Annotated in this window: 9 protein-coding genes; 5 read left to right on the top strand and 4 right to left on the bottom strand. The window is 44.1% G+C overall.

Features of this window, described 5'->3' with window-relative positions; all coding sequences use genetic code 11:
* Positions 1 to 45: 45 nt before the first annotated feature.
* Both panF and SPEA_RS22735 read right to left on the bottom strand, forming a co-directional pair.
* A complete protein-coding gene (gene panF, locus SPEA_RS08815; protein ID WP_041410896.1) occupies positions 46 to 1479 on the bottom strand; it encodes a sodium/pantothenate symporter in 1434 nt (477 codons plus the stop codon).
* A complete protein-coding gene (locus tag SPEA_RS22735; protein ID WP_083766676.1) occupies positions 1472 to 1675 on the bottom strand; it encodes a DUF997 family protein in 204 nt (67 codons plus the stop codon). The genes panF and SPEA_RS22735 overlap by 8 nt, the downstream gene beginning before the upstream one ends.
* Positions 1676 to 2090: 415 nt before the next feature.
* On the opposite strand from SPEA_RS22735, the gene SPEA_RS08810 reads away from it, so the two are divergent.
* Positions 2091 to 2996: a LysR family transcriptional regulator gene (locus SPEA_RS08810; RefSeq protein WP_012154919.1), complete on the top strand. Its 906-nt coding sequence runs from the start codon at positions 2091 to 2093 to the stop codon at positions 2994 to 2996.
* 51 nt (positions 2997 to 3047) lie between these two features.
* On the opposite strand, the gene focA is transcribed toward SPEA_RS08810, so the two are convergent.
* Entirely contained in the window at positions 3048 to 4529 is a 1482-nt protein-coding gene (gene focA, locus SPEA_RS08805) for a formate transporter FocA (RefSeq protein WP_012154918.1), read from the bottom strand.
* Between the two features lie 909 nt (positions 4530 to 5438).
* On the opposite strand from focA, the gene SPEA_RS08800 reads away from it, so the two are divergent.
* The 3 genes from SPEA_RS08800 (at position 5439) to pflA (ending at position 10612) form a co-directional block, all read left to right on the top strand.
* On the top strand, positions 5439 to 6971 hold the full coding sequence (locus SPEA_RS08800; RefSeq protein ID WP_012154917.1) for a DUF3360 family protein: 1533 nt from the start codon (positions 5439 to 5441) through the stop codon (positions 6969 to 6971).
* Positions 6972 to 7524: 553 nt separating this feature from the next.
* Entirely contained in the window at positions 7525 to 9807 is a 2283-nt protein-coding gene (gene pflB / locus SPEA_RS08795; protein WP_012154916.1) for a formate C-acetyltransferase, read from the top strand.
* A 64-nt stretch (positions 9808 to 9871) separates the two neighbouring features.
* Positions 9872 to 10612 carry a pyruvate formate lyase 1-activating protein gene (gene pflA / locus SPEA_RS08790; RefSeq protein ID WP_012154915.1) on the top strand — a complete coding sequence of 247 codons (741 nt, stop codon included), beginning with the start codon at positions 9872 to 9874 and terminating at the stop codon, positions 10610 to 10612.
* Positions 10613 to 10637: 25 nt separating this feature from the next.
* On the opposite strand, the gene yfbV is transcribed toward pflA, so the two are convergent.
* Entirely contained in the window at positions 10638 to 11081 is a 444-nt protein-coding gene (gene yfbV, locus SPEA_RS08785; RefSeq protein ID WP_012154914.1) for a terminus macrodomain insulation protein YfbV, read from the bottom strand.
* Between the two features lie 195 nt (positions 11082 to 11276).
* Here yfbV and ackA point away from each other — a divergent pair, with 195 nt between their 5' ends.
* Positions 11277 to 12473 carry an acetate kinase gene (gene ackA, locus SPEA_RS08780; protein ID WP_012154913.1) on the top strand — a complete coding sequence of 399 codons (1197 nt, stop codon included), beginning with the start codon at positions 11277 to 11279 and terminating at the stop codon, positions 12471 to 12473.
* Positions 12474 to 12498: the final 25 nt, after the last annotated feature.

The following is a 12498-nucleotide window of genomic DNA, read 5'->3' as shown; positions in this document are numbered from 1 at the left end:
ATAAACCAATGGCTGGCCCTTGGCTAGCCAAGGCTGCCATCAATTTTAACGAGTTTCAATAGAACCCTTAACAAAGGATTTGCTAATTAAGTGACTAGTAACCAACATCAGTAACGAAAATAGCAATGCGGGAACAATCGGATGTATGTTGAAAATCAGTGGTGTCTGCAACTGAAGAGTTAAATAGCTAACCATACCGCTGCACATAGCAACTAGAGCCGTATGCCCATTAACACTTGGCCAGAATAATCCCGCTATGATAGGCCATAAAAATACCGCTTGCAGGGCACCAAAGGCAGCTAGGTTAATCCATACAATCATATCCGGAGGCTTTACAGCCCAGAAGCAGGCTAATGCCGTAATAAGCAGCATCACCACTTGGGTCAAACGCACCTGTATAGTTGCCCCCATCTGTGGTCTAGCTTTGACCATGCCATCACGCACAATGCTCACTGCCGACTGTAACAACATAGAGTCAACTGATGACATAACTGCGGCTATCGGTGCGGCGAGTAAAATACCCGCCCAAAATGGGCTCATGAGCTGAGCGATTAGGGTCGGCATTATCTGATCGGGTACCGTTAAGTCAGGAAACAGCGCCCGACCGAGGAAGCCACACAAATGCGGAAGCAGTGTCATCAAAAAGCAGATTATGGTGCCCCAAAGCATGCCTTTTTTTAATGACTGGCGATCTTTAACCGCCAGCAGCCTAACAATCGTATGCGGCAATCCCATAGTGCCGAAGCAAATTAACACCCAAAATGACAACATCATAGGCCAGCCTAAAAAGTCATCAACACCATGAGGGCTTAATAACTGCGGCGTTTTAGCGGTCTGCTGAGCAAGTTGAGCGCTTAGGTCGGGCTGAGTAAGAATGACGAGCAATAGGATGATTAATCCCAATAGCATCACCATGCCTTGCAAAGCGTCAGTGAGTACGACCGCCCTGAAACCACCGGTTAAGGTATAGGCTAAGACCGTAAGCACGAATACCCCTAAACCTAATTCATAGCTGATCCCAGTGACGCCAGAGAGTAATCGTGCGCCGCCAATAAACTGCACCGAGATCATCGCCACAAAACCAACGACCAAGCTCAACATGGCAATAGCACTTAACCAGTTGTTTTGAAAACGGTGGTCTAGCCATTCAATAATGGTGCTGTATTGTTTTTTTTGCGCGAGAAACTTAGGCCCTAACACACCCAAGGTAAGAATAACCACTGGCACCTGGATCACGGCTAGCCAAACCCACCCCAAACCGAATTTATAAGCCGCTCCTGGACCACCAATAAACGAACCAGCACTGGTATAGGTTGCTACCAGAGTTAATGCTAATAATGGGCCGCTAAGAAAAGCACCACCAATGAAGAAGCGCTGAGCTTTATCGTCACAGAGCTGCTGAGATTGACGCGCACTCCAGACTCGAGTGATAACCAAGCTTAAAACCAGATAAATTAACACAGGCAACAGACTAGTCATCGTCATTCTCTACAACTTTGCTGAGCAAAAAGCTAAGACTCACTATCAATAGAAGCGGCGCGCAGATACAGGAAAACCAAAACCACAGGGGTAAGCCAAACCAATTGCCCAGTTCATTGAGCCAGAGGGGGCCAAAACACCAGAAGGCAAAGTAGCTAAAAGTTAGTATTAATGAGATTTTGGTCAGCAAACTCATAAGTGGAAGGTCACAGCTAAGAATGGATTTTCAAGCGGGTAATTTTAATCAATAATGGCATAAGATGCTAGACACAGCTTGAAAGCAAAAATCAGAAACATGATAAGGAGTCAAAAGAGTACCAAGATAATTGCATCAACTCACAGTAAAAATGCAAAAAGCCCGCTTATCCACTTCCGTAATCTAAAAATACGAAATACGTAACCCACAGATAAACCGAGAAAAAACTTTAATACAAACTTAAGTCATCTGCTATCTACCTAAAAAGGGTGAGGTTGCTCTAACTTCTACTATAGCAAGCCTGACTCTACTTGTTACACCTCTATACACACTTTAAAATCGACGCCTGAACCATCAATTTTATTGATAGTTTCAATTGTCGTTATTTTCATATAGGGAAGCCGTAGGTATACAGATGAAGTATTCACTCAAGCAAATCACCGTTTTTGACGCCGTAGCGAGCCTAGAAAGTGTCAGTGCTGCAGCAAGAAAATTATCGATGACCCAATCGGCAGTCAGTATGTCGCTTGGACAATTGGAAAATCTGCTAGGGCGTCCACTGTTTATCCGCCAAGGAAATCGGCTAACATTAAGCCATTGGGGAAACTGGTTACGTCCCAAAGCGAGACGCTTACTGCAAGAGGCCCAACATATCGAATTAGGTCTTCATGAACAGCACCTTATTAGCGGTCAATTCAGGTTGTGCTCAAGCCAAACCGCTGCTGAACATTTGATCCCAGAACTCATCAGTAGAATTGATACTGATTTTCCTGAGCTAAGAATAGAACTTTCGGTAGAAAACACCGAAAATGTGATTGAAGGCTTACTCAACTATGAGTTCGATCTCGGGATTATTGAGGGGAGAAATGACGACTCTAGATTACATAAAGAGAAGTGGATTGATGATCACCTAGTAGTCATTTCATCACCCAATCACCCCTATGCCAAACATGCAAGCGCTAGTTTATCTCAACTAGAGCAAGCAAAATGGGTTTTACGAGAGCAAGGTGCCGGAACAAGAAGAATATTCGAAGGGGCTATTCACGGTATTATCGAAAAGCTTAATGTGTGGAAGGAATACGAACAGGTTCCGGTCTTAAAGGCTTTAGTTAAAAATGGACAATATATTAGCAGCCTACCCTATCTGGATGTTGAGAAGGAAGTTGCTAGCGGTGAGTTGGTTATCCTGCCTACCCCCCAAATTAACATGCAGCGTCACCTTTCCTTCATCTGGCGGGCAGACTCAGGTGAAAACCCTTTACGGGACTGTCTTATCACAGAGGCAAAAAGATTGTGCCGTAATCGGCAGATAAAGAAGTAAAAAAAACGGGACGATAATCATCGTCCCGTTTTATCTTTTTAGCCTAAAGATTTAGACTCTATAAATGTCGCACACTTTTTTGGCTATCGCCTCACGCGTGATCACCCCACACAGTAGGCCATTATCTAAAACAGGAAAAACACTAGGCTTATTTGGCGACGCACTGCGTAGTCGCTCCTCATAACTTTTAAAAGTATTCCCTGTTAAGATCCCCTGCTCGTTCACCGGGAATAACTTACTTCTATCGACAACCATTAACTCTATCAGCTCAGCAACTGAGTCCTGTGGCGATAACGTCATCACCTCCGTTTGCATCAGATCACTAACCTTACATGAAACACCTCTGGCAAACTCTTCAGACCAAAGGCTACGAAGTAGATCTTGCTGTGAGATAAAACCAAGCAAACGCTTTTTTTCGTCGAGGACTGGTGCACTACGACACTCATTTTCTGCAAGTAAGCTCAACGCAGCATAGACAGACAGCTCAGAAGAGAGAGTCAGTGGCGTTGGATCCATAAGATCTTTTACTGATAGTTTTTTTATTGTTTTAGGCATTTTGATGAGTACTCCAGAAGTTGGTATTTGATGTATTTGAGCCGATGTTTCAAGTTTTGGTACACGATGAGTAAAAGAAGCATTCGCGCTTTGATCTGACTTTTCGATAAGCCAGTAGCCTAAGCCAACAAAAACGCCACCACCGACGATATTTCCTAAGGTCACAGGAATAAGATTACTAAAAATAAAATTGCTAAGAGTCAGATCCGCAAACGTATCGCGACTAATGTTTAGCGCTTCAAACCAGGCGGGATCGGCAAACTGATGGATGGTGATCCCAAGAGGCACCATAAACAGGTTCGCAATGCTGTGCTCGAAACCACTACTGACAAACATAGCTACGGGAAGCATAAGTAAGATCGCCTTGGTAAGTGCGTCACGACTCGAAAAAGTCATCCACACGCCCAAGCAAACCAACATATTGCACAACACACCGAGAGCGAAGGCCTGCCCCCAGCTATGGTGCAGCTTATGCTGTGCTATTTTTAGTGCATTGATCCCCCACTGGCCCCCGTCGAGTTCGTACATTCGAGCAGACATAATCAAACTCAACATGATCACGGCGCCGATGAGGTTACCTAGGTATACTCGAGCCCAACATTTAATAAGGTCTCGTGTTGTAACAAGCTTTTGAGCCCAGGCAACGCTACTCAGAACGGTACTGGTAAAAAGCTCGCCGCCACAGATAACCACTAACATCAGACCTAAACTAAATGCGAGTCCCCCCGCTAGACGCACTAAGCCCCACGACCCATCACTTCCCGTTGTCACTGTGATATAAAAAACAAACGCCAAGGCAATAAAAGCACCAGCAAATGCAGCTAAACCAAAGGACTGCCATGCCGATTTAATCACCTTTGCCTTGCCATAATACTCGGCATGTTGGTATAGACTTAGTAGTTCGGCTCTGGGGCTCTCAGCTCTTTGCTGTAAAGGGTTTACTAGCACCTGTTCTTTAACCACTTGATTAGACGCCATTTATTCCACTCCAACTAGAAACGTAGAAGTCTGTTATTTTCATTACTCTATTCCTCCTTTATATCAACTAACCGTTATTTGGTGCTCACAAGTATATTTAGAAATACCAACCGATAAAATTTGATAATAATCATGATTGGTATCAAACTTCTTGATACCTGCGGTTAATTTAAGGTTTCACACATATGAGGGAGGAAGACGGCAAAGTCTTATTTTACAGCGACTTAGGCGCAGGTTGCACCCACCCAAAAATTAACAACGGGTTAACACAATGAAAGCATTTTGGATGTGTCGAGCTTGATAACAGCAAACTTCGTGATCGTATAAGCATTTTTGAAGTTTAATGACTGCAGGACTAAAGATGGAAAAACCAAGTTAGCTATCTAAACTATTAAGTGCCAAAAACGAATAAGTGTGACCAGGGGCACACACCGCGGCACCACAACACCAGGCCGGATCGCACACACAGGCAAGGGTGTGATTAGGCACGCAAAAGCAACCCATTTTCGACCATGTATCGCAGATGCATGCAAAACCGCGACAGCAAGCCTTTGCAATATATATGCCGCCTCCTTATTTGTTTAGCGATCCCTATATAAGTTGTTAACTGGATCTCAAATAGCTTAAACACCTAATTCAATAATATTGATACTTAATGAAGACGGTCGCCCTATGTGTTAATATTTATAAGGTAAATTGGTCTTACCAATTAAATTAAAATTGTAAGGGAACACAACTGTATAGCCGACAAAATCAGGTTTCCTGTTTTTGTCACATTGTGCAGGTAAGTTAACTCAGTAAATGGTGCAGCTAAGCGAGCGCCTAATACTAAAGTTAATACTCAAGGACCACTAAAAGTTGTCATCGCATTAGATGAATCACTATGTTCTTCTCGGAGAATGAGAAATTATGTCAGAAACAGTGAAAAACGAACAAATGGAAGACTCGACGAAATCTTATCGCGAGCTTCACCGTCCAGCGTCTGAGTTTGAAACTCGTGAAGAGTACTTAGACAATGAGCTGAAAATCATGAAGCCTAGACGTTGGGGTCTAAACCTTCCAGGTCGTGATTTCCGTTTTGAATGGGAAGATTTTGTCCCAGCTATTGCAGGTACTATTGGTATTACCGTTATGTACTCGGCCGTTATGGCAGCTTGGGCTGCGGGTCTTAGCGAAAGATGGGATCATATTAACCTAGGCGCAGAATTTGCGACTCAGGTTGTTCGTGTTGAAATGCTTATTCCAGCGCTACTATTCTGTATCCTCAGCTCAGGCTTTTTTAACCCAAAAGCTAACTTAGCTGGTAACCATGGCCCGATGATCCCTCTTATCGGTGCGATTGCCTTGGCTGGCGCACATCCATTAGCTCTGGCGATCTTACTGGGCGTGTTTGGTCTCATATTAAGCTATGTAAAAGGTGGTTCTCGCTTAGTCAACCTGACCAGCAGCGGGGTTGCAGGCGGCCTATTAGTCTTCCTTGGCTTTATGGGCGCTGAAGGTCAAATTAGTTCTCTATTTGATTGGGCTAGTAACCTACAGTCTAAACATAACCTGGATTACAGCTTAGGTTATGTAGCCTTCTTTATCTTACTTGCCAATGTGGTCTTATATGCCGTTTTAGCAAAGATTGGTAAGCGTTGGCTAGCAATTCCACTGTGTTCTATTGCTGCAGTAGCGATGGCATTCGGCTTAGGTGCAGGCCTAGATCTACAATTTGTGACTGAGCCTGGGATTCCGAACCTAAACCCTGTGTACTGGTGGGGTTCTACGGAACATGGTTGGCAGTTAGGCTTACCTAACCTACAACATTTCATTGCTTCTCTACCTTTTGCAATCTTGGCCGTTGCTATGTGGTCTCCAGACTTCTTAGGGCACCGTATTTTCCAAGAGCTTAACTACCCTAAAGGCGCAGAGAAGGTATTAATGGACGTTGATGACACTATGACTACCTGTTCACTGCGTCAAATCGTTGGTACAGCTGTAGGTGGTGGTAACATTACTTCATCTTGGGGAACTTATATGATCCCTGCAGCAACGGCAAAACGTCCAATTCCTGCTGGTGCAATCTTACTGGGTACCCTGTGTATCATCGTCGCTATTATTGGTTACCCTATGGATATCGCAGTATGGCAACCAGTAATGTCTATCGCACTACTTGTTGGCGTATTCTTGCCTCTACTTGAAGCGGGTATGCAGATGGTGAAGGACACTAAGAGCAGCCAATCTGCCGGTATCTGTATTTTTGCCGCGTTTGTTGCAAACCCAGTTCTGGCTTGGGCATTAACTATGTTCCTAGACAATAACGGACTGATCGGTGACAAAGAGCGTGCTAAATCACTATCTGTGGTTGACCGTATCGTTATTCCAGGTCTTGCTTTTGTGATCTGTTTAGCGGCTATGCTTGCAGTGGGTATGATCACTGGTATCCCAGCTCTTTTATAAAATAGATAGCGAGAAGAGTGACTCTTCTCGCTTCCTAACACTATCATCAATGTTACCGATAATAGGTAGCAGAACATATTAAAACACTTTGTCATCAAACGGCTAGCAAACACCTTAAAGTGTGATTGTTGGTGATTTTGGCCAAATGTTTAATTGTTGATAACTTATTTAGCTATCACTGTTCTTGCAACAGACATTAGTGTTAGAACCAAATACCGTTTTGGTTAAAAACTGATGCATGGACGACAGTTTTTAAAAATTGCAGGCCAAACTAACCGTATTAAGATGCAGCTTATCTCTGCTTATGTTAATATACTCATGGTTAATTGGTCTTACCAATTTTAGCCTTCAGCCAGAGATGAGTGCTGAGGAATGAAAGACTTACAAACCAAACAGATTATATGAAGTGAATTCACTTCGAAAACGCACCAAGCGTTATGAGGCCTTTGGCCTGTTGGGGCGTTTAAGACTTAACTATTGGTGTATCGCACGCCTCGTTTTGAGCCTATATCGATACCCAATAACCTTATCTCAAACAGAAGGTAATAGTACGATGACCGAAAAAACTGAACAGTTTGCAACCGCGTGGGAAGGTTTCACCGCTGGCGATTGGAAAACTGAAGTCAATGTGCGTGACTTTATTCAAGCTAACTACACTCCTTATGAAGGCGACGAGTCTTTCCTTGCTGGTGCTACTGAAGCAACAACCGAACTTTGGGACAAAGTTATGGTTGGCGTTAAGGAAGAGAACCGCACTCACGCTCCTGTAGATTTTGATACATCTCGCGTATCAACAATCACTTCTCACGAAGCTGGTTACATTACTAAAGATCTAGAAACTATCGTTGGTCTGCAAACAGAAGCTCCGCTTAAGCGCGCTATGTTGCCAAACGGTGGTATTCGTATGGTTGAAAGTTCTTGCGCTGCATACGGCCGTGAACTAGACGCTGACGTAAAATACGTATACTCAGAGCTACGTAAGACACACAACCAAGGTGTGTTTGATATCTACACTCCAGAAATCATGCGTTGTCGTAAGTCTGGCGTATTGACTGGTTTACCAGATGCATACGGCCGTGGTCGTATCATTGGTGACTACCGTCGTGTAGCGCTATACGGTATTGATTTCCTAATGGCGGACAAGTTTGCTCAGTTCACTTCTCTTCAGTCTGATTTCGAAACTGGCGAAAACTTGTCTTACACTATGCAACTTCGTGAAGAAATTGCTGAGCAGCACAAAGCACTAGGTCAAATGAAGAAGATGGCAGCAAGCTACGGCTTCGACATCTCTCTACCTGCGACTAGCGCTCAAGAAGCTATCCAGTGGACTTACTTCGGCTACCTAGCTGCAGTTAAGAGCCAGAACGGCGCGGCTATGTCTTTAGGTCGTACTTCTAGCTTCCTAGATATCTTCATTGAACGCGACATCAAGAATGGCGTGATCACTGAGCAACAAGCTCAGGAAATGGTTGACCATTTCGTAATGAAGCTACGTATGGTTCGTTTCCTACGTACTCCAGAATACGATGAGTTATTCTCTGGCGACCCAATCTGGGCTACTGAGTCTATCGCTGGTATGGGTCTAGACGGCCGTACATTGGTTACTAAGTCTAGCTTCCGTTTCCTACACACATTGTACAACATGGGTCCTAGCCCAGAGCCAAACATCACGGTTCTATGGTCAGAGCAACTACCGCTAAACTTCAAGAAGTACGCGTCTAAAGTATCTATCGATACTAGCTCTATCCAGTACGAAAACGATGACCTAATGCGTCCAGATTTCGAATCTGACGATTACGCTATCGCTTGTTGTGTAAGCCCAATGGTTGTTGGTAAACACATGCAGTTCTTCGGCGCGCGTGCAAACCTTGCCAAGACTATGCTTTACGCTATCAACGGCGGTGTTGACGAAAAGCTTAACGCTCAAATCGGTCCTAAGTCTGCGCCAATCACAGACGAAGTATTGAACTATGATGACGTTATGGGTCGTTTAGACACTATGATGGACTGGTTAGCTACACAATATGTGTCTGCACTAAACGCTATCCACTTCATGCACGACAAGTACTCTTATGAATCAGCACTAATGGCTCTTCATGACAGAGACGTACGTCGTACTATGGCTTGTGGTATCGCAGGTCTTTCTATCACTGCTGACTCACTAGCAGCGATTAAGTACGCAACTGTTAAGCCAATCCGTGATGAAAACGGTATTGCTGTAGACTTCGACATCGAAGGCGACTATCCAAAGTTCGGTAACAACGACTCACGTGTTGATGATATCGCTACTGAATTGGTTGAGCGCTTCATGGCGAAGATCCGTAACATGAAGATGTACCGTAACGCGATCCCAACTCAGTCTATCTTAACCATTACCTCTAACGTGGTTTACGGTAAGAAGACAGGTAACACACCTGACGGTCGCCGCTCTGGTGCACCATTTGCTCCAGGTGCTAACCCAATGCACGGTCGTGATGAAAAAGGCGCTATCGCTTCTTTAACATCTGTAGCTAAACTACCATTTGCTCACGCTCAAGACGGTATTTCTTACACATTCTCAATCGTACCTAACGCACTAGGTAAAGATGATGATGCACGTAAGACAAACCTTGCAGCGCTTATGGATGGTTACTTCGCTCACAACGAGAACCGTGAAGGTGGTCAACACTTAAACGTTAACGTTATGAACCGCGAAATGCTTGAAGATGCAGTGGTTAATCCAGATATGTATCCACAGCTAACTATCCGTGTTTCTGGCTACGCAGTACGCTTTAACTCTCTAACACCAGAACAGCAGCAAGACGTTATTACCCGTACCTTCACTAAAGGTCTGTAAGTTTAATTAAGTGTCGATTGAGCTGATGCTAGCTTAAGCAAGCATCAGCTAAACAGGAGTTTAAATGGCAGTTATCGGTCGGATTCATTCAATAGAATCTTTTGGAACAGTAGATGGTCCTGGCATTCGGTTTATCACCTTTATGCAAGGCTGCTTAATGCGCTGCCTATACTGCCATAACCGCGACACTTGGGACTTACACGGTGGTAAAGAAATGAAAGTCGATGACTTAATGAGTCAAATCATTAGTTATCGACCTTTTCTTGAAGCCAGTGGCGGTGGTGTGACCGCAAGCGGCGGAGAAGCGATTATCCAAGCTGATTTCGTAGCTGAACTTTTCAAAGCCTGTAAGAAAGAAGGTATCCATACCTGTCTCGATACCAACGGCTTTGTTCGTAAACACACACCGATTATCGATGAACTACTCGATAACACAGATTTGGTGATGCTCGATATTAAACAGATTGATGATGCAAAGCATATTGATCTCACTAATGTCAGTAACCAGCGTACGCTGCAGTTTGCAGAACACTTGCACAAGCGTGGGCAAAAAGCATGGATTCGATATGTGGTTGTTGGTGGTTACACCGACGATATCCCATCAGCACAAGCCTTAGCTGAATTTATTCAACCAATGAAAAACGTGGAAAAGGTCGAGTTACTCCCTTACCACGAGCTAGGCAAGCATAAATGGGAAGCCATGGGTATGGATTATGAGCTTAATAATATCTCACCGCCAAGTACTGAAACCATGGAACAAATTAAGAAAGTCTTTACCGATATGGGAATGAACGCGGTTTATTAACCGCGTAAAATATTAGAACAATCAGCTAGAGCTCTTCCCAATAGCTGGCATCTAGGCGTTCGAAGGCCGCTTTTAGAATTAGCGCCATATCGAAATAACACGCCTTAGCACCAAGCGGCTGACAGTGAATGCCCATTTGCATTAACTTAGTTGATAACTGGTTGCCCCAGTCGAGTAAAGATAACGGTAAAGGGTGGCGAGAACGCCAACCTAACCAGAGTAAGCCTTGTATAGGTAAACTGATAAAGAACAATGCAATCGTTATCGCTTGGGGTAAATAACTCCAGCCATGTAGGTATAACTGGCTTGCTGCCGCTAATAAAGCCAAAAATGGCATTAACGGCAATGCAAGTTTAGTGGCTCGCATAACGCGATACTCAGGAAAGTAATAACTGAGTTGTCGAACCATAGGCCAGGTCTTCATATAACGACGACCTACACCTAAGGTTTTGAGAACTTGAATGCTCAAAGATGGCACCTATAAATAATAATACAGCCTAACTTTAGCATAAACACTCAGCTTGTCCCAAGGGCTAGCACTGAGTAAGACACAAATTTTGCTCCTTAAAAGAGCATACTTTACGACTTCGGCTATAGTTGCCATATGAAGTTTTGTTATTCGGTGAGTCAGACGACTTCACCATTTATTGCGAAAGGTTTAAACATGTCACACAAACTAGTATTGGTGCTTAACTGTGGTAGTTCATCTCTAAAGTTTGCCGTTATTGATGCGCTTACTGGCGATGACCAAATTTCAGGTCTAGCTGAGTGTTTTGGTCTAGAAGATTCTAGAATCAAGTGGAAAGTTAACGGCCAAAAGAGTGAAGCGAGCCTAGGTGCTTTCACTGCTCACAGAGAAGCAGTTGAATACATTGTTAACGACATTCTAGGTGCTCACCCAGAAATCGCAGCAGAGATCCAAGCAATTGGTCACCGTGTTGTACACGGCGGTGAGAAGTTCACTCGCTCAGTAATTATTGACGAATCAGTTATTCACGGTATTGAAGATTGTGCAACTTTAGCACCTCTTCACAACCCAGCTCACCTAATCGGTATTCGTGCTGCGCAAGCTTCATTCCCTGCCCTACCACAAGTAGCCGTGTTTGATACTGCGTTCCACCAGACTATGCCAGAAAAAGCATACATCTACGCACTTCCATACAAGCTATACCGCGAAAACGCGATCCGTCGCTATGGCATGCACGGTACTAGCCACCTATTCATCAGCCGCGAAGCAGCTGCTGCACTAGGTAAAGACGAAGCTGACACAAACATCATTTGTGCTCACCTAGGTAACGGCGCATCAGTTACTGCTATTAAAGGCGGTAAGAGTGTTGATACTTCTATGGGTCTAACTCCACTAGAAGGTTTGGTAATGGGTACACGTTGTGGTGACCTTGACCCTTCAGTTATCTTCCACCTAGTTAACCGTTTAGGTTACACACTAGATGAAGTTGAATCTGTACTGAACAAGCAAAGTGGTCTGCTAGGTATTTCTGAGCTTACTAACGATTGCCGTGGCATCGAAGAAGGTTTCGGAAGTGGTCATAAAGGCGCTACGCTAGCACTAGAAATCTTCTGCTACCGTCTAGCTAAGTACATCGCTTCTTACACTGTACCTTTAGAGCGTCTTGACGCTGTAGTGTTCACTGGCGGTATCGGTGAAAACTCTGACCTAATCCGTGAGAAAGTACTTAACTCTCTAGCGATCTTCAACTTCAACGTTGATAAAGAGCGTAACGCTGCAGCTCGTTTCGGTAACGGTGGCCAGATCACTACCGACGAAGGTACTGTTGCTATGGTTATCCCTACTAATGAAGAGTGGGTTATTGCGCAAGACGCAATCGAGCTAATCAAGTAATAATGCAAGAAAATGCAGCTAATAC

The sequence above is a fragment of the Shewanella pealeana ATCC 700345 genome, from assembly GCF_000018285.1.
Classification (GTDB): domain Bacteria; phylum Pseudomonadota; class Gammaproteobacteria; order Enterobacterales; family Shewanellaceae; genus Shewanella; species Shewanella pealeana.
Note: the sequence above shows the minus strand (reverse complement) of the source record. Positions and strands in the feature narration are given on the sequence as shown.